18 protein-coding genes, 1 pseudogene and 1 riboswitch are annotated in these 21,536 nt (G+C 64.6%); of the genes and pseudogenes, 5 read left to right on the plus strand and 14 right to left on the minus strand.

The window, feature by feature from the left end; all coding sequences use genetic code 11:
* Nucleotides 1-33: 33 nt before the first annotated feature.
* Both ACW7G6_RS12985 and ACW7G6_RS12990 read right to left on the minus strand, forming a co-directional pair.
* Nucleotides 34-1,869, minus strand: a complete 1,836-nt coding sequence (locus tag ACW7G6_RS12985; protein WP_456998526.1) for a phosphoenolpyruvate carboxykinase (GTP) — start codon at nucleotides 1,867-1,869, stop codon at nucleotides 34-36.
* 84 nt (nucleotides 1,870-1,953) lie between these two features.
* Nucleotides 1,954-2,571 (minus strand): TetR/AcrR family transcriptional regulator, encoded by a 618-nt coding sequence (locus ACW7G6_RS12990; protein ID WP_456998430.1) that lies wholly within the window; start codon nucleotides 2,569-2,571, stop codon nucleotides 1,954-1,956.
* 172 nt (nucleotides 2,572-2,743) lie between these two features.
* Between ACW7G6_RS12990 and ACW7G6_RS12995 the strand changes: the two genes are divergently transcribed.
* Nucleotides 2,744-5,212: an acyl-CoA dehydrogenase gene (locus tag ACW7G6_RS12995; RefSeq protein ID WP_456998431.1), complete on the plus strand. Its 2,469-nt coding sequence runs from the start codon at nucleotides 2,744-2,746 to the stop codon at nucleotides 5,210-5,212.
* A gap of 105 nt (nucleotides 5,213-5,317) precedes the next feature.
* Nucleotides 5,318-5,704: a hypothetical protein gene (locus tag ACW7G6_RS13000; RefSeq protein ID WP_456998432.1), complete on the plus strand. Its 387-nt coding sequence runs from the start codon at nucleotides 5,318-5,320 to the stop codon at nucleotides 5,702-5,704.
* Nucleotides 5,705-5,740: 36 nt separating this feature from the next.
* On the opposite strand, the gene ACW7G6_RS13005 is transcribed toward ACW7G6_RS13000, so the two are convergent.
* The 3 genes from ACW7G6_RS13005 to ACW7G6_RS13015 are packed head-to-tail and all read right to left on the minus strand — an operon-like array spanning nucleotide 5,741 to nucleotide 9,623.
* Complete coding sequence (locus tag ACW7G6_RS13005) at nucleotides 5,741-7,090, minus strand: NTP/NDP exchange transporter (RefSeq protein ID WP_456980214.1); 1,350 nt, start codon at nucleotides 7,088-7,090, stop codon at nucleotides 5,741-5,743.
* The gene (locus tag ACW7G6_RS13010; protein ID WP_456998433.1) at nucleotides 7,087-8,997 is read right to left on the minus strand and encodes a M48 family metallopeptidase; all 1,911 of its coding nucleotides are present in this window, start codon (nucleotides 8,995-8,997) and stop codon (nucleotides 7,087-7,089) included. Before ACW7G6_RS13010 ends, ACW7G6_RS13005 begins: the two co-directional genes overlap by 4 nt.
* A gap of 32 nt (nucleotides 8,998-9,029) precedes the next feature.
* A complete protein-coding gene (locus tag ACW7G6_RS13015; protein ID WP_456998434.1) occupies nucleotides 9,030-9,623 on the minus strand; it encodes a LemA family protein in 594 nt (197 codons plus the stop codon).
* A gap of 70 nt (nucleotides 9,624-9,693) precedes the next feature.
* On the opposite strand from ACW7G6_RS13015, the gene ACW7G6_RS13020 reads away from it, so the two are divergent.
* Complete coding sequence (locus ACW7G6_RS13020) at nucleotides 9,694-11,145, plus strand: serine hydrolase domain-containing protein (RefSeq protein WP_456980217.1); 1,452 nt, start codon at nucleotides 9,694-9,696, stop codon at nucleotides 11,143-11,145.
* Nucleotides 11,146-11,240: 95 nt separating this feature from the next.
* On the opposite strand, the gene ACW7G6_RS13025 is transcribed toward ACW7G6_RS13020, so the two are convergent.
* Nucleotides 11,241-11,891, minus strand: coding sequence for a hypothetical protein (locus ACW7G6_RS13025; RefSeq protein ID WP_456998435.1), 651 nt, complete (start codon nucleotides 11,889-11,891; stop codon nucleotides 11,241-11,243).
* 543 nt (nucleotides 11,892-12,434) lie between these two features.
* Here ACW7G6_RS13025 and ACW7G6_RS13030 point away from each other — a divergent pair.
* Complete coding sequence (locus ACW7G6_RS13030; protein WP_456980219.1) at nucleotides 12,435-12,602, plus strand: hypothetical protein; 168 nt, start codon at nucleotides 12,435-12,437, stop codon at nucleotides 12,600-12,602.
* A gap of 86 nt (nucleotides 12,603-12,688) precedes the next feature.
* On the opposite strand, the gene gcvH is transcribed toward ACW7G6_RS13030, so the two are convergent.
* From gcvH to ACW7G6_RS13070, 8 genes and pseudogenes are all read right to left on the minus strand, one after another.
* On the minus strand, nucleotides 12,689-13,084 hold the full coding sequence (gene gcvH, locus ACW7G6_RS13035; protein ID WP_456980220.1) for a glycine cleavage system protein GcvH: 396 nt from the start codon (nucleotides 13,082-13,084) through the stop codon (nucleotides 12,689-12,691).
* 99 nt (nucleotides 13,085-13,183) lie between these two features.
* Nucleotides 13,184-14,320 (minus strand): glycine cleavage system aminomethyltransferase GcvT, encoded by a 1,137-nt coding sequence (gcvT, locus tag ACW7G6_RS13040; protein ID WP_456998436.1) that lies wholly within the window; start codon nucleotides 14,318-14,320, stop codon nucleotides 13,184-13,186.
* 89 nt (nucleotides 14,321-14,409) lie between these two features.
* Nucleotides 14,410-14,847 (minus strand): NfeD family protein, encoded by a 438-nt coding sequence (locus ACW7G6_RS13045; RefSeq protein WP_456980222.1) that lies wholly within the window; start codon nucleotides 14,845-14,847, stop codon nucleotides 14,410-14,412.
* Nucleotides 14,848-14,850: 3 nt separating this feature from the next.
* Nucleotides 14,851-15,807, minus strand: a complete 957-nt coding sequence (locus ACW7G6_RS13050; RefSeq protein WP_456980223.1) for an SPFH domain-containing protein — start codon at nucleotides 15,805-15,807, stop codon at nucleotides 14,851-14,853.
* A 58-nt stretch (nucleotides 15,808-15,865) separates the two neighbouring features.
* Entirely contained in the window at nucleotides 15,866-16,819 is a 954-nt protein-coding gene (locus ACW7G6_RS13055) for a DUF6607 family protein (protein ID WP_456998527.1), read from the minus strand.
* Between the two features lie 95 nt (nucleotides 16,820-16,914).
* Nucleotides 16,915-19,140, minus strand: a complete 2,226-nt coding sequence (locus ACW7G6_RS13060; protein ID WP_456998437.1) for a TonB-dependent hemoglobin/transferrin/lactoferrin family receptor — start codon at nucleotides 19,138-19,140, stop codon at nucleotides 16,915-16,917.
* A gap of 129 nt (nucleotides 19,141-19,269) precedes the next feature.
* Nucleotides 19,270-19,374 (minus strand): annotated as a pseudogene (gene hemP, locus ACW7G6_RS13065) (hemin uptake protein HemP); the annotation flags it as partial.
* A 207-nt stretch (nucleotides 19,375-19,581) separates the two neighbouring features.
* Nucleotides 19,582-20,553, minus strand: a complete 972-nt coding sequence (locus ACW7G6_RS13070; protein WP_456980226.1) for a potassium channel beta subunit family protein — start codon at nucleotides 20,551-20,553, stop codon at nucleotides 19,582-19,584.
* A gap of 141 nt (nucleotides 20,554-20,694) precedes the next feature.
* Nucleotides 20,695-20,861: riboswitch (yybP-ykoY riboswitch) on the plus strand.
* A gap of 71 nt (nucleotides 20,862-20,932) precedes the next feature.
* Between ACW7G6_RS13070 and ACW7G6_RS13075 the strand changes: the two genes are divergently transcribed.
* Nucleotides 20,933-21,511 (plus strand): TMEM165/GDT1 family protein, encoded by a 579-nt coding sequence (locus ACW7G6_RS13075; protein WP_456980227.1) that lies wholly within the window; start codon nucleotides 20,933-20,935, stop codon nucleotides 21,509-21,511.
* Nucleotides 21,512-21,536: the final 25 nt, after the last annotated feature.

Here is a 21,536-nt window from a genome sequence, read left to right on the forward strand (position 1 = left end):
CCCGGTTGTCCCGGGGTTGCCACGGCGCGGGGCTCAGCCGGCCAGGTGCGCTGCAATCCGCTGCTGTTCGTCCTTCAGCGCCTGCGGCATGCGGGAGCCGTACTCGTCGAGGTACTCTCCGATACTGGCGAACTCGGCCTGCCAGCCGGCCGGCTCGAAGCCGAACAGCTTGGCGCGGGCCTCGCCATCAAGCTCGAGACCTTCAAGGTTGATATCGGCGTCGGTCGGCAGGAAGCCGATCGGGGTCTCGACCGCACCGGCTGTGCCCTTCACCCGGCCGATCATCCACTCCAGCACCCGCAGGTTGTCGCCGAAGCCGGGCCACATGAACTTGCCATCGTCGCTCTTGCGGAACCAGTTGACGTGGAAGATCTTCGGCAGCTTCGCGCCCGGCGCGTCGAACGACAGCCAGTGGTTGAAGTAGTCGGCGAAGTTGTAGCCACAGAACGGCTTCATCGCCATCGGGTCGCGACGCATCACCCCTACCGCGCCGGTGGCGGCGGCGGTGGTCTCCGAGCCCATCGCGGCGCCGACCAGCACGCCGTGGGCCCAGTCACGGGCCTCGAACACCAGCGGCACCAGCGAGGCCCGGCGGCCGCCAAAGACAATCGCCGAGATCGGAACACCGGTCGGGTTCTCGGTCTCCGGTGAGTAGCTCGGGCATTGCCGCGCCGACACGGTGAAACGCGAATTGGGGTGCGCGGCCGGGCGTTTGCTGGCGTCATACGGCTCGCCACGCCAGTCGGTGACCGGCTCGCCCTCGCCCAGGCCTTCCCACCACGGCTGGTTGTCCGCGGTCACGCCGACATTGGTGAAGATGGTGTTGGACTGGATCGACTCCAGCGCATTGGGGTTCGACTTCTTCGAGGTGCCCGGGGCGACACCGAAGAAGCCCGCCTCCGGATTGATCGCGTACAGCCGGCCGTCGGCGCCCGGGCGCATCCAGCAAATGTCGTCGCCCACGGTGGTGATCTTCCAGCCATCGGTGCGGTAACCCTCCGGCGGGATCAGCATCGCCAGGTTGGTCTTGCCGCACGCCGACGGGAATGCCGCAGCGATGTAATGGGTCTCGCCCTGCGGGTTCTCCAACCCCAGGATCAGCATGTGCTCGGCCAGCCAGCCTTCCGATTTCGCCTGGTGGCTGGCGATTCGCAGCGCGTGGCACTTCTTGCCCAGCAGCGCGTTGCCGCCATAGCCGGAGCCGTACGACTTGATCGACAGTTCCTCTGGGAAATGCATGATGAGGCGGCGGTTCGGGTCGAGCTCACCGGTCGAGTGCAGGCCCTTGACGAACGTGTCTGTCCGCTCGCCGCGAGCGGCTCGCTCGCCTTCCCGCTCAATCCGGGCCAGCGCCGGCGCGCCCATGCGGGTCATGATCCGCATGTTGGCGACCACGTACGGGCTGTCGGTGATCTCCACGCCACAGCGCGACAGTGGGGAGTCGATCGGCCCCATGCAATACGGGATCACGTACATCGTGCGCCCCTGCATGCAGCCGTCAAACAACGCATCGATCTTGGCGTGGGCTTCGGCCGGCGGCATCCAGTGATTATTGGGACCGGCATCGTCACGATTGGACGGGCACACGAAGGTCAGGTGCTCGACCCGGGCGACGTCATCAGGGTCGGAGCGATGCAGCCAGCTGCCCGGATGGGTCTGCTCGTTGAGCTTGATCAGGGTGCCGTCGGCCTGCATCAATGCGTTGAGTGCATCGCTCTGTGCATCGCTGCCATCGCACCATTGGATGTGGTCGGGCCGGGTCAGCGCAGCCACCTCGGCGACCCAGGTATTCAGCGCCTGGAGCGTGCTGCCCTTCGCTACTGGCACATCATTGGAGCTTGCACTATTGGAGCTTGCATCATTGGAGATTGCGTTCACGGCACTGGCCTCCAGCCGGTTGGTTATCGGGTATGGGCGCACGCCCATCGGAAGGCGTCCGGATGGTGCGGATCTCTACAGCTTGTCGGGGATCAACGTCGTCATCATGTGCTCGACGTAGGCGTCGAAGTCCTCGTGCTGCAGGCGCGTCTGCCGCAACTGCAGGTTCAGTTGCAGGAAACCGACGTAGGCCGCATAGGCCAACCGCGCGCGGTTCTGGGCATCATTGCGGCCCAGACCAGCCTGGCGGAACGAGGCGGTCAGGTACTCGAGCCGGCGCTCGGACACGCGACCAATCACCGGCTGTACCGCCGGGTGGTCCAGCGCCTTGAGCAGCTCGGAATAGATAATGTGCGCCTTGTACTCGTGGGCCACCATCGAGAACAGCGCACGCAGGCGTTCACGCGGATCAGCGACCGCCTCGAGCTGGCCGAAGACGGTTTCCTGTTCCATCTTCTCCCAGCGCTCCAGCGCGGCCACCAGCAATGCGTCACGCGATGGGAAGTGCCAGTAGAAACTGCCCTTGGTGACCCCCAACCTGCGTGCCAGCGGCTCGACGGCGACCGCGGCCACGCCCTGCTCGGCGATGACATCCAATGCGGCCTGTGCCCAATCATCGGCGCTGAGCCGGCCATTGCGCTCGGACTTGACGGGCGGCGCGCTGGCCGGGGGCGGTGTGATGGTCTGGGTCATGACGGTCGAGTGTAGCAACCATACGGCGCTGCTGGTAAAGCGTATGTAGCGGCTCGATCAACGCGGCAAGCGCAAGGTTGACAGCGGTTGCCGGAGTTTACCATACTTGAGCGTATGTTGTCTTCATGACTAGTCTGTGGTCATCCCGTCGCACCGCCGCTGGAGCGTCCCAATGAGCATCGCCATCCCGTTTCTCCTTCTGTTGCTGATAAGCGGAGTCGCCGCTTACCACCGGTGGCGCTTGCCGGTCTGGGTCGCGTTGGTCGCCGTCGCGCTGGTCGCATGCTGGCTGCTGGGTGCCAACGCCATTGCCACCATCATTGCCGGGCTGGTAATGGCCGTCATCGCGGTGCCGTTGCTGCTGCCGCAGATTCGCCTGCCCTTCATCACCACCCCGCTACTTGGCTTCTACACCAAGATCCTGCCGCCGCTGTCGGAGACCGAACGGGTCGCACTGGAGGCGGGCACGGTCGGTTTTGAAGGTGAACTGTTCTCCGGCAAGCCCGATTGGCGCGTGTTGCTCGACCAACCCGCTCCCCGGCTCTCCGCCGAGGAACAGGCATTCCTCGACGGCCCCTGCGAGCAACTGTGCGCAATGACCAACGACTGGGACATCACCCACGTGCGCGCCGACCTGCCGCCGGAGATGTGGGAGTTCATCAAGACCAACAAGTTCTTCGGCATGATCGTGCCGAAGGAATACGGCGGGCTGGGTTTCTCTGCCCTGGCCAACCACAAGGTGATCCAGAAACTCGCGTCGATCTCCGCCGTAGTCAGCTCGACCGTCGGCGTACCCAACTCGCTGGGGCCGGCCGAGTTGCTGATGCATTACGGCACCGAGGAACAAAAAGACCACTACCTGCCGCGTCTGGCCGACGGGCGTGAAGTGCCCTGTTTCGCGCTGACCGGTCCGTGGGCGGGCTCGGACGCGACCTCCATCCCCGACTTCGGCATTGTCTGCATGGGCGAGTGGAACGGCGCGAACGTGGTCGGCGTCAAGCTGACCTTCGACAAGCGCTATATCACCCTGGCGCCGGTCGCGACCCTGATCGGCATGGCATTCCGGATGTATGACCCCGACGCCATCCTGGGCGACGTGCGCGACATCGGCATCAGCCTGGCGTTGTTGCCGCGCGATACCGCCGGCATTGATATCGGCCGTCGCCATTTCCCGCTCAACAGCCCGTTCCAGAATGGCCCGTTGCAGGGCCGCGAGGTATTCATCCCGCTGAGCCAGCTGATCGGCGGCGAGGCGCAGGCCGGCAAGGGCTGGCAGATGCTGGTGGAGGTGTTGTCGATCGGCCGTTCCATCACCCTGCCCTCCACCGCCAGCGGCGGCAGCAAGCTGGGTGCGGTGGTGACCGGCGCATACGCGCGCATCCGCAAGCAGTTCGGCCTGTCGATCGGACGCTTCGAAGGCGTGCAGGAGGCGCTGGCGCGGATTGCCGGCAACGCCTACACGATCAGCGCGCTGTCGGAATCCACCGCGGCAGCGGTGACCCGTGGGGAAAACCCGGCCGTACCGTCGACCATCGCCAAGTACCACTGCACCGAGCTGGGCCGTCAGGTGGCCCAGGATGCGATGGACATCCACGGCGGCAAGGGCATCATCCTGGGGCCGAAAAACTACCTGGGTCGCTCGTGGCAGGCCGCCCCGATCGCGATCACGGTCGAGGGCGCCAACATCATGACCCGCTCGCTGATGATCTTCGGCCAGGGCGCGATTCTGTGCCATCCCTGGGTGCTCAAGGAGATGAAGGCCGCGATGCTGCCGGACGGGCCCGAGCGCGTGCGCGAGTTCGACCACAACCTGTTTGGCCACATCGGTTTCGCGATATCCAACGCCGTGCGCTCGCTGTGGTTCGGCATGACCGGCGCGAGCATCGGCACCGCTCCCGGTGATGCCTACACCCGGCGTTACTACCGCAAGCTCAACCGCTATTCGGCCGCCTTGGCGTTGTGCGCCGATACCTCGATGCTGATGCTGGGCGGCAAGCTGAAATTCAAGGAATCGCTGTCGGGCCGACTGGGCGATGTGCTCAGCCAGCTCTACATTGCCAGTGCCCTGCTCAAACGCTACCAGGATCAGGGCTGCCCGGAGACTGACCAGCCATTGCTGGCGTGGGCGTTCCACAACGCCGTACACAAGGCCGAGATCGCGTTCTCCGGCGCGCTGCGCAACTTCCCGATCCGTCCGGTCGGCTGGTTGTTGTGGGTGCTGGTCTTTCCGGTGGGCCGCCGCGCACAGGCCCCCAGCGATCGTCTTGGCCATCGTGCCGCGAGCTTGCTGATGTCGCCCAACGCGGCGCGCGACCGCCTCGCCGAAGGCATTTTCCTGACCCCGATGGCAAGCAACCCGGCCGGCCGGATCAACAGCTACCTGCAGGCGGCGATCCTGGCCGAGCCGGTGGAGCGCAAGTTCCTGAAGGCGATGAAAAACAGCGACATCGAATCGCTGACCTTTGCCGAACAACTCGATGAAGGCGTGCGCGAGGGCTGGATCAGCGCCGACGAGCGCGGCCAGCTGGAAGCGCTGCGCGAGATGACCATCGACACCATCAGCGTGGATGACTTCGATACCGAGGAACTGCGCTCGGCCGGTTACCGTCGCCAGGACCGGCAGGAACCGGCCCTGGCATAGACCAGCGGAAACATCGCGACACGGCGGCGGGCATGGTCCCGCCGTCGTCTTTTCCGGACTCGCAATCCAGCGACCGCGAGCACTCCAGACAGCGAGGGCACCCTGATGACGTCGGCCACCCTGATCCAGCTTTGCGGCATCCACAGCCTGGGTTTTGCCATATTCCACATGGCGTTCTGGCGGTTGTTCCGGTGGCGGAAAAGCCTGGCTGCCGCCACCACCGTGGACCGGGCGATCTTGCAGATCCTCAACCTGCGGCTGATTTACGTCTTCCTGGGCATGGCTGTGCTTTGCTTCTGCTTCACCGATGAACTCGATGACAGCGCCCTGGGCCAGACATTGCTGGCCGGCATGTCGTTGTTCTGGGTCGGCCGCACGATCGAGCAGTTCGTATTCCTGCGGATCAACCGGCCGATGGCGCACGTGTTGACCGCCTTGTTCGTTCTTGGCGCCGTGTTGTTCGCGCTGCCGCTGGTTGACCAGGCTGGTTGAACAGGCTCGTTGATCAGGCAGCTCGATCAGGTGAAGTCACGGCTCGCGCGGCTCCGCTGCGTCGTCTTCGGGCAGATCACGTTGCGCGCGTACGACCTGCCACGCACCAGCGGTCATGCCCAGCGCAACCACGATGCCGGTGGCGAACACCACGCCCGAGCCGAACACGGCAACCACCTTGTGCAGCCACACGAAGGTCACGTCCGCGCCGCGATAGATCGCGGTATCGATCACCGCCTTGGCCTTGTAACGCGACTCCCGGTCGACCCGGGTGTACAGGGTTTCGCGGGCGGGCTTGGCGAGTGAGAACTCGCCTGCGCGGGTCATCACCTGCACGATCGCGATCAGCACCGGCAACGGCGAGGCGGCCAGCATGCAGTACCCCAGCAAGATCGCGATCGCCGGCCCCAACAGCGCGGGTGCGACCCCGTAGCGTCGCAACAGCCAGCGCGTGAGCAGTAGCTGGATCAGCAGCGTCAATCCGTTCACTGCCCAATCGATCGTGGCGTAGTAGCGCGTGCCTGCTTCCGGGCTCGGATAGAACTGCTTCACGATCGCCGCCTGCTCGTTGTACAGCAGGGTGCCGACGCCGACGCCGAAGAACAGGGTGATCGCCAGCGCGCGCAGCAGCGGGCGCTGCCACACCAATTTGAGCCCGGCCCACACCGAGCCGCCCATGGCCTGCTCGCCATTCACCTCGCCATGCAGGCGCTCGCGCTGCATCGCCCAGGGCCGCAGCCTGAGGATGCAAAGCAGGCACACCGCCAGAAAACCCGCCGACACCAGCAGCAGGTTGGCAATCCCCAGCCGCCCCACCAGTACCTGGGTAATCACCGGTCCCACCAGCGCGCCAATGGTGCCGCCGGCGCCGATGTACCCATAGACCAGCTTGGCGTGCTGGTTATCGAACACATCGGCCATGAAACTCCAGAACACCGTCACCGCGAACAGGTTGAACACGGCCGTCCAGATGAAAAACGCGCCGCCCCGACCCGACACACCGGTGTGGAACAACCAGTAGAAGCACACCAGGCAGGCGATGAAGACCAGGTACACCACTGGCAGGAACACCCGGCGCGGGAACCGTGCCACCAGCCCGCCGTACAGCGGTTGCAGCACCAGCATCGCCACGAAGGTGCCGGTAAACAGGATTTGCAGGGTGTACTCGCCCAGCGCAAACCCCGCCCCTTCCGCCCACCGGAGCAACCAGCGCGGGAACACGGTCGCGGCATCGCCAGACGCGCCCATGGCGTCGCGCACCGGGCGCAACACGTAGTAGCCGCATAGCAGGCTGAAGAAATACAGCAGCGACCACCACAACGGCGGTGAGTCGGTCAGCGCAGCGCGGAAGCGATGGAGGCGACGGAATCCGTCGGGACGGTTCACGCGCGGCCCAGTAGCGGCGGCAGCGGACAATGCAGCACGCCACAAATGGTCCGCAGCAACTCGGACTCGGCCACGCTGACGCGGCCGTCATGGCTGATCGCGATCGTGATTGCCTCGACCAGCAACTGCTTTGCCAACGGGTCCAGTGCATCCAGCGGCACCCAGCCGTCTTCCAGCGCGATCACTCCGGAGGCCGGCGGTGCATAAGCGACGTGGTCGCGCGGCAGGATTCGTTGCAAACCGGCCAGGTAGGCACGTCGGGCGCTGGCCGGGTCGGCATGGCCGGCATCGGCGACCACCGCCAGCAAGGTCGCGATTTCGGACTTCAACTGGCGCGGCTTGCGACGCCCGATCCGTGCATAGCGGGAGGGGTCGAGTGACTCGCGCAACTGCACGCTCAGCAGCCGGCCCAGGCAGTATTCGAACAGCGACACGTCGCCGTCCGCGAACACCATCGCATTGGCGGCATCCAGGAACAGCTCCAGCTGCGGTCTGGGCCGGCGGCGCAACACCGGGAAGGCCAGCGCCGCCAGCGGCAGCCGCAACATCGGGTGCAGCGCTTCCAGTTCGCCCTGCCACTGGGCCATGTCGACGGCAGCCGCTTTGCCCAGGCGGGCGGCAACTTCGATCTTCTGCTTGTCGGCAATCGCCGGGCGCGGGTCCAGCAACAAGGCCAGTACCAAGGCCATGACCCGTTCACGGTCGCGGGCTACCGCGCGCAGATGTTCAGGCATCTGGGTCACGATCGCGTCGGCGCGCCGGTGGTCATCGCGGTCCGGTTGTCCGACCTGGGTGGAGACGGCGACAGCATCCAGTTGCTGCTCACCGGCTGCGGGCAACGCCGACCCGCCGTGCAGACCCATCTGCAGGTCCTCTTCGAGCCCGCTGGGCGGTTGCTGCAGCCAACGTTGAGAAAGCGCATCCAGCTGATCCACGCGGAAGCCCGGCTCCAGCACCTGAATGCGCTCCAGCAGCGGCGGGTGGGTTGCCAGCAGGGAGCCGGACCAGCCACCAAACGCCAACCCTTCGCCAAACAGCATGTGGCTGACTTCCTCGGCATCGCCGGCCGATACCAGTTGCGAGCCATCGGGCAGCCCGCCGATTTTCTTCAGTGCGCCCGCCAGTCCGGCCGTTTGCCGGGTGAACTGGACCGCGCTGGCATCGGCGAGACGCTCGCGACTGCGGCTGACACCGGCACGGATCATGCGCGCAAAGAACAGGCCTATCCATCCGATCGCCAGCGCCACGAACGCGCTGACCATGATGCCGACCGCCACGCCCGCACCGCGCCCTCGCCCACCGCCACGCAAGCCAATCGTGCCGAAGCTCAGCACCTTGTGGCCGATCAGGGCGATCATCGATATCCCGAACAGCACCCCGACCAGGTGCAGGTTCAGTCGCATGTCGCCGTTGAGGATATGACTGAACTCGTGGGCCACCACGCCCTGCAACTCGTCGCGGTTGAGCCGGTCCAGGGTGCCGCGGGTGACCGCGACCACGGCGTCCGACGAGGAGTAGCCCGCGGCAAACGCGTTGATGCCTGCATCGTTCTCGAGCACATACAACTGCGGCATCGGCACGCCGGAGGCGATGGCGATCTCTTCGACCACGTTGCGGAACCGTCGCAGATCCAGATCGCCGGGGTCCTCGGGCACCGGCACCCCGCCCAGTTGCAGCGCGATCGACTCGCCACCGCCGCTCAAACTGGACAAGCGGTACAGCGACCCCAGGCCGATCACCGCCAGCGTCCCCAGGGTGAAAAACAGCAGCGCGCCGGGATGGGCGCCCGCGAACAACCACACCACCAAGTCGACCGCGACCACGATGGCCAGTACCGCCAACACGAACAGCACCACCAGGCGCGTGGAGCTGCGCCGGGCCGCGGCCTGGTGTTCAAAGAAGTTCATCGGCTGACCTGGCGGCGCTACCGGCGGCGACGCTAGAACTGTACCTGAGGCGCTTGGCGCATCTGCGCCTGATCGGCAGGAATGTCGAGCAGACCCGCCGGCTTGAAGCCGAAGTTGCCGGCGATCAGGCTGGCCGGAAACACCTCACGCCGCGTGTTGTAGGCGGTCACCGCATCGTTGTAGGCCTGTCGGGCGAAGGCCACCTTGTTTTCGGTGCTGGTCAGTGCCTCGGTCAGCTGCATCATGGTCTGGTTGCCTTTCAGGTCCGGATACGCCTCGACCACGGCCAGCAGCCGGCCCAGGGCGCCCTGCAGCATGCCCTCGCTGTTGCCCAGTTGCGCCATGGCTTCGGGATCACCGGGATGGCTATTGGCCGCCGACAGGCCCGATATTGCCGCCGCGCGAGCGTTCATGACCGACTCCAGGGTCTCGCGCTCGTGTTTCAGGTAACCCTTGGCGGTTTCCACCAGGTTGGGGATCAACTCGAACCGCCGTTGCAGTTGCACGTCAATCTGGGCAAATGCGTTCTTGAACCGATTCCGCGCCGTCACCAGACCGTTGTAAAGACCGACACCCCAGAAGATGAACAGGGCAACTAAAGCCAATAGAATCAGGAAGCTGAACATGATTGCTCGCAAACCTCTGGATAACAGCGTTATGATCGGGTGAACCCAGCATACGCAGGCGCTGCGACCGATGAAAGACGATCCAAACAGGCGACCCGGCATCAGCGGACGCTTGGCGGCGCTCGCATTCCTCCTGACCCTGGCCTTGGCCTCCACTGCGCAGACTTCATTGCGCGGGGACGATGCGCCGCCGCCGAGTCCGACCATCACCGTGGCAGGCACTGGCCAGGCGCCGGCAGCCACCGTGGTACCGGTGGTGGTGCCGTCCGGCTCGCCTGAAAGCTTGACCAACGCCGAGCTGCCACCGCCCGCGATCGTTCCCGCCGGTCCGCCGCTACCCACGGGTTTTGATGTCCAGACCTTCGAGGCCATGGCGCAGCAGATCGTCGCCGACCAACGGGTGCCGGGCCTGGCGATGGCGATCGTGCATAACGGACAGATCCTCAGCGCTCGCGGTTATGGCATTACCGATGTCAGCGATGCCGAGCCGGTCGACGGACACACGGTGTTCCGCCTGGCCTCCCTGTCGAAAGCGTTCGCCGGCGCCACGGCGGGGCTGCTGGTCAGCAATGGCACCTTGCGCTGGGACAGCAAGCTGACCGATTACCTTCCCCAGTTCGAACTCAGCACGGCCGGCGCCGCGCAGAAGATCACCGTCGCGGACCTGCTCAGTCACCGCGTCGGCCTGCCGCATAACGCCTATGACCGTGACCTTGAAAATTACGTTTCCTACCGCGACTTGACCCGCAAGCTGGCCAACGCGCCAATGAAGTGCGCGCCGGGCACCTGCTATGCCTATCAGAACGTGGCCTTCAGCCTGATTGGCGACATCGTGTTTGCCGCGACCGGCGACTTCTACAGCCAGGAAGTCCAAAGCCGCCTGCTCAAGCCCTTGGGGATGAACGACGCCAGCGTCGGCCTGGAAGGCATCGAGTCCAGCGCGCGTTGGGCCAAACCGCATGTGCGCCGCAGCGGCGGCTGGGTCTCGCTGATGCCCAAGCCCACCTATTACGAAGTGGCACCGGCGGCGGGGGTCAATGCCAGCGCCAGCGACATGGCGCAATGGTTGATCGCCCAGACCGGTCACCGCCCCGACGTACTGCCTGCCCCGCTGCTGGCCACCTTGCACGAGTCGCTGGTGGATACGCCCTATCAGACGCGCAGTTCGGCCTGGCGGCGCGCGCGCCTGGACTCGGCAGGGTATGCGTTGGGCTGGCGCGTCTATGACTACTCCGGCCACCGGCTGATCTACCACGCCGGAGCGGTGCAGGGTTATCGGGGCATGATCGCACTGCTGCCCGAGAGCGACCTGGGCATTGCGGTGCTGTGGAACGGCGAAAGCTCGCTTCCATCAGGGCTGCTGCCGACCCTGATCGACCGCGCGGTGGGCATCCCCTCGGAGCTCACTGCCTGGGTCGATGTGGATATGGACCGGACCACGACCACCATGTACGCCAACCGACAGGAGCCGGGTGAGGCTCCGGGCAGCACGGCCACCAGCGCTACCGCCGCGCCGCAATAGCCGGGTTTCTCCCGGCACCATCGCAAATAAAAAAACTCTCCCCCGCCTGGGCTGCGGGAGAGAGTCGGATCAGCTGTTCCGGTATCGGGTACTAATCAGATTATTGGCGCCGGGGTGGCCGGCATCGGCTTGGGCGCGGCTGGCTTGCGGGACGCACGCCGTGCCGGCTTCTTGGCCGTGCCACTGTCGGCTACTTTCTTGACCGCCGGCTTGCTGGCCTTCTTCGCTGCCGGCTTGCGGGCTACTGCACTCTTCTTGGCTGCTTTCTTGACGGCGGGTTTCTTTGCCGTGGCCTTCTTCACTGCTTTCTTGGCCGTGGCTTTCTTCGCGGCAGTTTTCTTTACTGCTTTCTTGGCCGTCGCCTTCTTCGCGGTGGCCTTCTTCACGGCCTTCTTGGCAGTGGCCTTCTTGGCAGTGGCCTTCTTGGCAGTGGCCTTCTTGGCAGTGGCCTTCTTGGCAGTGGCCTTCTTGGCTGCGGCCTTCTTCACGGTCTTCTTCGCCGCAGATTTTTTGGCTGTGGCCTTCTTTACGGCCTTCTTGGCTGCCGGCTTCTTGGCAACGGACTTCTTCACCGCCTTTTTGGCAGCTGACTTCTTGACGACCGCCTTCTTCACTGCCTTTTTGGCAACAGGCTTCTTGGTCGCTGCCTTCTTGGCAACCTTCTTCGCCGCCGGCTTGCCGGCAACCTTGGTTGCCGCCTTCTTGGCAGCGGGTTTCTTCTTCGCAGCTTTCTTCGTGGTGGCCATGTTGATGACTCCTCGTCAGTGGTCTATCGGTAAATACAGCCCAGTACCAAGTAATGCCGTGGGTACATCCCACGACCAGCCGCCGGTGCAAGAAGACGCTCCGGAACGGATTCGAACCAGCCCCACGCAACACCGGACTTGACGACTGCAACGCCGGGAAAACAAAAACCCGATTCGCCGTTGACGAACCGGGCTGATTGCGATGGACCTGTTGCAACGACGTGATGCGTTTCCCGCCAGGGACAACAATGCCGCGGCCACCATTTCGATTGACGTGATGGAGGCCCGACTTGTTGCACACGTTGTTGCGTTGGCTTTGCTCACTCTCTTCCGCAGTAAGTGTCTGCTGGGCAAAACCTAATCACGGACTTTCAAGCTGTCAACAATTGCGCACGATCGATTTATCCAAGTGACGTCGCCGACCCCTTCAACCAAGGCATCTGGCACGCACGTTCAAGCCGACACACGCAACGCCGTTTTGCATGACGCATTTTTGCTGGCATGCAGGAAGCCATATGCAGTACGGCTTTCAATGACGCTCCCATGCCCCGCGTCGGTGCAGTTGGCAATCGACGCATCGCGCCGGAAAATTCAAGTGGTGATATTTTCACCACACAATCGTCGCATCCAAATCTGAAGCCAATCCATCGCGCCACCGCATTGCACAAGCACAAGTGCGCCGAAATGCGCGAAGGTTTCAACATCGCGTGAGCACCGATGTCGGCTTGTCCGCGATGTCCATCGACAAAAAAACCCGCGTCGGTAACGACGCGGGTTCGGGTAAGCCAAGGCGTCGATCAGTGATCGTCGTCTTCAATCAACTCGCCGTATGCGTCGGGGTCGAGCAGCTCTTCCAGCTCGTCGCGATTCTCGACCTCCAGGGCGAAGATCCAGCCTTCGCCGAATGCGTCTTCGTTGATGGTCTCGGGCTTGTCGGTCAGCGCATCGTTGACCGCGACCACGGTGCCGGTGACCGGCGCGTAGATGTCCGATGCAGCCTTGACCGACTCGACCACGGCGCAGGGGTTGCCGGCCTCGATGCGGTCACCGATGTTCGGCAACTCGACGTACACCAGGTCACCCAGCAGTCCCTGGGCGTGGTCGGATATTCCCACCGTGACCCGGCCGTCGTCTTCGGCTCGGGCCCATTCGTGGGTTTTCTGGAACTTCAAGTCGCCGGGGATCTCACTCATGACAATGCTCCGCTGCTACGGCTGATGGGATGAAGGGGCAAATAGTGTAACCAAGGGTGGGTGCCGCGGGGTGTCCCGAGACACGGATTGCCGGTCGGCTCACGCCAGTACCCCATCCTGGGCCTGGCCGTCGCGCACGAACGGGAACTTCACCACCCGGACCGGCACTTCCTTGCCACGGATGTCCACGCGCACGTTGCCGGCACTGCCAAGCGACACCTCGCCAGCAGGAATCCGGGCAAACGCGATCGCCTTGCCCAGGGTGGGTGAAAAGGTGCCGGAGGTGATTTCGCCGTCGCCATGGTCGGTCAGCACTTTCTGGCCGTGACGCAACACCCCGCGGTCGTCCATCACCAGGGCGATCAGCTGCCGGGGCGCGCCATCGGCATGTTGCTGCTCGAGCACGTCGCGACCGATGAAGTCACGGCCCCCGTCGAGCGATACGGTCCAGCCCAGTGCGGCTTCGTAGGGCGAGACCTCCTCATCCATGTCCTGGCCGTACAGGTTCATGCCCGCCTCCAGGCGCAAGGTATCGCGGGCACCGAGGCCGGCGGGTTTCACGTCGGCGGCGAGCAAGGCGTCCCACAAGGCAACGGCGCGACCCTGCTCCAGCACCAGCTCGAAGCCGTCCTCACCGGTATAGCCGGTGCGCGCCAGGAACACCTGGGTGCCGTTGGCGGTGCGGGTATCGGTCGCGGAGAATTTCGCGAGCTTGCCGACCCGCTCGCGCTCGCCCTCTTCCAGCAACCCGAGCACCGTATCCCGCGCCCGTGGGCCCTGCACGGCCACCAGGGCCAGGTCCTCGCGCTCGGAGACACGCACGTCAAACGCCTGCGCCTGCGCGTTGATCCAGGCCATGTCCTTGTCCCGGGTGGAAGCGTTGACCACCAGGCGGAAGAAATCCTCGGCCATGAAATAGATGATCAGGTCGTCGATGACACCGCCGCGCTCGTTGAGCATGCAGGTGTACAACGCCTTGCCCGGCTTCTTCAGCTTGTCGATCGAGTTGGCGACCAACTTGCGCAAGAACTCTCGGGTGCGCTCGCCATGCAGGTCGACCACGGTCATATGGCTGACGTCGAACATGCCCGCCGTCTTGCGCACCGCGTGATGCTCGTCGATCTGGGAGCCGTAGTGGATCGGCATGTCCCAGCCGCCGAAGTCGACCATCTTGGCGCCAAGCGCACGATGGCTGCCATTGAGGACCGTTTGTTTCAAAGCCGTCGTCTGGGTCATGACCAATCCTGATGAAAGGGGAAGCCAGTCATTATCCCAGAGACGCGAACATTTTCGGGGCAGGTTGTCCCCGCCGATGACGCCACCGATCAACCGGCCGATTCGACCAGCAGGGTCATGTCCGAACTGCCGACGATTCGCACCGGCACGCCGACCGGCAGATCCGGACCGCTGACATCCCAATAGGCGTCGGCGATCTGCACCCGTCCGTGGCCCTGCACGATCGCCTGCTGCAATGGCACCACCTGGCCGACCAGCGCATCGGCGCGGCGATTGAGGTTCGGCCGGTCGCTTTGGCGCCCGCGACCACGAAACCGGACACGATAGATCTGGATCGACACGAAGCTCAGCACCACGAACGCGGTTATCTGTGCCAGCAGGGGCATGTCGAACAGCAACACCAACACGAACACCGCCGCCGCCGCAAACCCCAGCCAGAGCATGAACGCACCTGGCGCGAGGGCCTCAATGGCGAACAACGCCAGTGCGACCGCTCCCCAGCTCACCGCCTGCCAGTCCCAATGCATGACTCAGCCTCCAACCCGCATCGGCGGCACCGGGCGATTGCCGGGCTGCTGACCCAACGCGTCCTTGGCCAACTCGGCGATGCCGGCCAGCGAGCCGATCACGCCGGCCGACTCCATCGGCATCAGCACGAACTTCTGGTTCGGCGCTTCGGCCAGGGCCTTGAACGCCTCGATGTATTTCTGCGCGATGAAGTAATTGATCGCCTGCACGTTGCCCTGCGAAATCGCGTTGGACACCATCTCGGTCGCCTTGGCTTCCGCCTCGGCCAGCCGCTCGCGCGCTTCCGCTTCACGGAAAGCCGCTTCGCGCTCGCCTTCGGCATGCAGGATCGCGCCCTGCTTCTGGCCCTCGGCTTTCAGGATCTCGGCCTGGCGGAAGCCCTCGGCTTCCAGGATGTTGGCGCGCTTTTCACGCTCGGCCTTCATCTGCCGGGCCATCGCCTCGACCAGGTCGCGCGGCGGGGCGATGTCCTTCAGCTCGATGCGGTTGACCTTCAGCCCCCACGGATGGGTGGCCTGGTCGACGGCGACCAGCACCTTGGCGTTGATCTCGTCACGACGCGACAGCGATTCGTCCAGGTCCATGGAGCCGATCGAGGTGCGGATGTTGGTCATCACCAGGTTGAGCGTGGCGATCTCCAGCTGCGCGACCTCGTAGGCCGCCTTGGCCGCGTCGAGCACCTGGAAATAGACCACGCCGTCGACCTTGACCACGGCGTTGTCCTTGGTGATGACGTCCTGGCTGGGCACGTCCAGCACCTGCTCCATCATGTTGATCTTGCGGCCGATGTCCTGGTAGACGGGGATCAGGAAGTGCAGCCCCGGCGACAGCGTGTGGGTGTACTTGCCGAACGCCTCGACCGTCCACTCATAGCCTTGCGGCACCATGCGTACCGCCTTGAATACCATCACGACGCCGACGACCAGCAGCACGATGGCGAGTATCGATCCCAGTGTCATTCCCTGTTCCCCTTGTCTGAAGGGACGAGTATAGGCACAGCTGCTTGCCCCGCGCGGATCAGGGCGCGGAGGTCGCCGCTGGGCCTTCCGTCTGCGCCGGCTCGACCCATTCGGCAAACACCGCATCGATATCCGACGCCGCCACCTGGTGCCCTTGTTCGAGCTCGGCCGCCTGGGCAAACAACGGCATGATCATCGCCATGCCATCGATTCCGGTCTTCATATGCGCGCCATTGGTGGACAGCAGGTCCGACCAGCGCGCACGTACCCCGGCCCAGAAGTCGGCGGTAGCGGCCCAGTAGGTGTAGGCGGGCTGGAAGTCGACATCGGTGGTCCTGACGTAATCGTTGAAGCCGAACTCGCGGGCCAGTTCGACCTGGCTGCCATCCGCCTCGCGCCGGACCTTGGTGTTGAACTGCTCGTGGGACCATCCGCCGGGAGTGATGGTGTGCCGGTTGATCACCGCCAGCGCGTTGTAGTCGCTGCGCCGGGTGTACTCGCGTCGCGGCAACGGGCGCCAGCTGGTATCGCTGGTCCAGGTGGAAATGCCTTTGGCATGCTGCCATTCACCGGTGCCGCAATAGCGCGGGGCGTCGCTGACCTCGTACACGCATTGGGTCCAGGCGCCGCGGGTCACGTCAGCGCGAATCGCATGCACGGTCCAGGTCTGGTCGGCGCTGAACTCGAACCGCTGCGGTGCCTCGTACACCCAATCCTGACGCCAGTGCTTGGTGACGTGGCCGCTGCGGGCGTCGACCAGAATATGCTGCAACACGATCCTGTCGGGTGTGTCCTCCACCACGATCACTGTCTCGCTGCCGCCGCTGCGCATCGCCGGCGCACGTTCGTATCCAGGTTGGAGCAACACGGTCTCGTCGAAGGCGAAGTCGACCAGGTATTCGCCCTGCATGGCGAGGATCGCGGCACGGTCGGCAGCAGGGCTGGACACCGCCGCGATGGCCGGCGTTGCCACCAGCCCGGTGAGGGCGGCCAATGCCGCCGATAGCAGGATGGTCATGGGTTTTGCGGACATGGGTTTCGTGGACATGGGTTCTGTGGAAACAGGGTTCAAGGACATGGGTTTCTCCAGACAGGATCGAAGCGGCGTCACCACTGGAAGGCCACGCTCACGGAAAGATTGCGGCCGGGACTGGTGTAGCGATCCAGCGTGCGGCTGGTAGCAGCGACCGCCGGCACGTCACCCGATTGCCAGTACTTGCGGTCGGTCAGGTTGAACACACCAACGTTGACCTTCGCCCCGGGAGCAAAGCGCCAATGGGCCAGCAGGTCGAACACGCCATAACCGCCTTGCCCGTACAGCGCCGGATCGGACACGTGATCCTTGCGCCCGACGAAACGGCCGGCCAGCTCCACGCCACGGTCATGGCGGTCCCAGGCCAGCCCGAGGGTGGCGGTCAGCGGGTCGACCGAGTCCAGCGGCACGTCCTCGCTGCGGTTGTCACCGCGCGCATAGGCCGCCGCCCCACGCAGCGACCATCCCTGCAGGCCATCGGCCAGCGCGCCAAGCTCGACCCCGGCCTTGAGCTCGAGGCCACGAATGCGCGCATCGGCGACGTTCTGCGACTGGAAGACCATCAGGCCGGCATCGTCGAAACCGATGAGGCGGTACGACTCGATGAAGTCGTCGTAGCGGTTGTCGTAGCCCGCCAGGCTGGCGTGGACGGCTTCGCCGGCGAAACGAAGGCCGAGCTCGATGCCGTCGCTGGTTTCCGGCTTGAGGTTCGGGTTGGCGATGGCGGTGTAGCCGAACATCAGGTTGGTGAACCCGATGTTGACATCGTTGTAGGGCGGCGAGCGGAAGCCTCGCGAATAGCCGCCAAACAGCGACCAGTCCGTGGAGAAGTGCCAGACCGCGCCAAGCTTGGGCGACAGATTGGTCTCGATCAGGCCACTGACCCGCACGCCCGGATTGTCTTCGGCGAAGATGTTGTCCAGGCGCGGACGCAGTTCGTAATGATCGATCCGCAACGCCGGCACCAGGCGGAAGCTGCCATCGGCGAAGTCGATCTCGTCCTGCAGGTAGAGCGCGGCAGTGGTGGTACGGCTGATCGGGAAATCGCGTACCGGAAACACGTCCGGCAGCATCGCGTTGCTGACCGCGCCGGTATCCAGGTTGTGCACGCGGCCGTCGCGTTTTTGCCGCGTTTCAGTGCGCGCCAGGTCCAGCCCGTAGCTCAGCGCATGCTCCACCCGGCCGGTGCTGAACGACTTGCGCGCGTTTGCCTGGAGCCCATACAGACGCTGATCGAAATCAAATTCCCGCGCGCGCAGTTCGTTCACGCCTGCGGCGGTTCGGCGCCGTTCGATGCTGTCCTGGGTGGTCTGGCTGTCCTGGCGATAGAGCTGCCAGTCCAGGGCGTCGGCGAAACCGGCATCCAGTGCATCCAGCTCGTGACTCAGCGATATCCGTGCGCGTGATTGATGGTCATCACCGAGGACCTGCAGGTTGTTTGCGCCAGTCAACGATTGCAACCCCCGAGAGGTCAGCACATCGGTCTGCGCATCGTCCTCGTTGCCCTCGACCGTCAACCGGAAGCGCTGCGACGCATTGGGCGCGAACACCAGTTTGGACAGCAGGCTGCGGCCGTCACGATGTTGCGGGTTGGGCGCGGTACGCGAGCTGCCCTCGCTGTGGTCACTTCCCTGGTTTTCGGTTTCCCGGCCCTGCCGATGGCCGGCAGCGACCATGCCCGACCAGCGCTCGCCAGCGAACGCCGCGGTAGCGCTACCGGACAAGGCATTCCAGCTGCCCTCATGGCCGATCTTGAAACCGAAGTAGGCGGTCTTGCCGTCGCGCAGGTAATCCAGCGGATCGCGGGTGATGAACGACACCACCCCACCAAGCGCGTCGGAGCCGTAGAGCGAACTGGACGGCCCGCGTACCACCTCGACCCGTTTCAGGGTATCGAGATCGACGAAGTTGCGGTTGGCGTTGGAGAAGCCGCCGATCGCAAATGCATCCGCCACCGGGATGCCATCGGTCTGGATGCGCACCCGATTGCCATCCAGGCCGCGGATGCGGATGCCGCCGATACCGAAGCGGCCAAACTCCGCGGGCACGCTGATGCCGGGCTCATAACGGAACAGGTCCCTCAGGTTGTTCGCCAGGATGTCGTCCATCCGCTCACGCTCGATCACATCGACCGTATTGGGCACATCGACAATCTGGCGCGTTGTGCGGGTGGCGGTCACCACCACACGATCCAGTTCAGCGGCAACGACCGCAGCCGTGGCCCGGGAGGACTGGTCACTGGCAACGGCAATGCCGGGCAACGCCAGGCACAGGGCGAAAAACAACGGATGGGGCAGCATATCGGGCTCGCTCGAAAAGAATGATGGCGAGCTGGCTTGCGGCGGATACCGGTGGCGGGCGACCTGGGAAATATCGGCGTGCAGCCGCGCGGCGTGGCCACCGCGGGACAGGCAACCGTGGAAAGGGAGCTACTTGGTCAGGATCAACTTGTCGTTACGCGTATGGCGCAGGCGATAGACCTCGCCACCGTGACGGATCAGCACTTCGCGCGCGCCGCCGAGCAACGAGTCGCTGTCGAACTGGCCAGGCGCCAACGACGCCGGCGCTTGTGGCCGGAACGCCTGGGGAAAGGAAACCGGGTTGGCGATGCGTGACTTGAACTGGACATCCGGCGAATGGGCCAACGAGAGCTGCGGGCGCATGGGCATTACTCGATCAGGATTGACTGATGATGATAATCATTCTCATTTGAGAATCAAGCGATACCGTATCCCGCCCGCTCAAGCCGCCACAACACGTACCTTGTGCCAGCACGTCTCGTCCAGCCGCTCCAGCAGTTCGATGGCCTGCAGGTTCTGCAACAACTGCTCCACCCGGCTGGCACCGAGGATCACGCTGGACACGTGCGGGTTACGCAGACACCAGGCGATCGCCAACGGTGCGGGGGCCACATCGAACTCGGCCGCCAGCGCGGTGAATTTCCGGGCACGCTCAATCCGGTGCTGTTCGGGCTCGCCGATCGCCAACTTGCGCAGCCAACCGTTGTCCTGCCGGCCCAGCCGGGTCTGCTCGGGGATGCCGGCGTTGTACTTGCCGGTGAGCAGGCCCGACGCCAGCGGCGACCAGGTGGTGATGCCCATGCCGTATTCGGAATACAGCGGCGCGTATTCCAGCTCGACCCGTTCGCGATGGAACAGGTTGTACTGCGGCTGTTCCATGGTGGGTGCGTGCAGGTGATGATTACGGGCGGCCTTGTGCGCCTCGCGGATCTGCGCTGCAGACCATTCCGAGGTGCCCCAATACAGCACCTTGCCTTGGCGGATCAGTGCGTCCATCGCCCACACGGTCTCCTCGATCGGGGTATCGGGATCGGGACGGTGGCAGTAGTAAAGATCGAGATAATCGACGCGCAGGCGCTTGAGCGCATCGTGGCAGGCGTCGGTGACGTGCTTGCGCGACAACCCGCGCTGGGTCGGTCGCGGGGCGTCGGTGGCACCGAAGTACACCTTGCTGGACACGCAGTAGCCATCGCGCGGCAGCCGCAGGTCGGCAATGACATCGCCCATCAACTGCTCGGCCACGCCATTGCCGTAGGTCTCGGCATTGTCGAAGAAGTTGACGCCGTGATCCCACGCGGCGGCGATCAGCTCACGCGCGGTGCCACGGGGGATCTGCCCGCCGAAGGTGACCCAGGCACCAAACGACAGCGCTGACAGTTGCAGGCCGGAAGTTCCCAGGCGGCGATATTGCATGACGACGACTCCTTCTACGCGATGGCCTCAGTGTAATCCGGCAGCCGCGACCACCATGACGCCCTGCCCCGCCACGACAGCACGCCACGACAGCACGCCACGACAACCAGACGGCAACGAGGTAGACTGCGCGGGCTTCTTCCTCCGGGGAGTAGTCCGCCCGCGTCGACGTAGCGTCGAACACATCGACACGGGAGCATGCATCAACATACTTGGCCGGCTGGCCATGGTGCATGCGGGTCGCATCCGATGATGTGGCGTGGACGAGACCGAAGGCAGGCTTGCGCAGACAATCCATGGGCGATCCCTTCACGGGACGGCCCGGGTCGGGCGGCGCGGCCTGCTTTCGTCACCACGCCGCCCGGCCCCGGAACTTGAAATGGATGCATTCCCGCTTGCGACCGCCCTGCTCTCGGCCGGCACCGTGGCCCTGGCAGAGATCGGCGACAAGACCCAACTGCTGGCACTGCTGCTGGCCGCACGCTTCCGCAAGCCATGGCCGATCATCGGCGGCATTTTTGTCGCGACCATCCTCAACCACGCACTTGCGGCCTGGTTCGGAACGATGGTTGCACAATGGCTACAGCCCGAGTCGCTGCGCTGGATCGTGGCGGCCAGCTTCATCGCCGTGGCGTTGTGGACGCTCAAGCCCGACACGCTCGACGAGGACGATTCGCCGACGCCGGCACGTGGCGCATTCATCGCCACCACCATCGCCTTCTTCGTTGCCGAGATCGGCGACAAGACCCAGGTCGCTACGGTGTTGTTGGCGGCGAAGTATTCGCCCTTGTGGGAGGTGGTGGTCGGCACCACCGTCGGCATGCTGCTGGCGAACGTGCCGGTAGTCCTGCTGGGCAGCCGGTTCGCCGATCGGTTGCCGCTCAAGGCAGCACGTTACGTGGCCGCGGCGGTATTCGCAGGCCTGGGCATCTGGGTGGCAGCGCGCGGCCTGGGGTAGCCTCCCGCCGACATCCATCACGCGC

Source organism: Lysobacter sp. A421 (genome assembly GCF_054052145.1).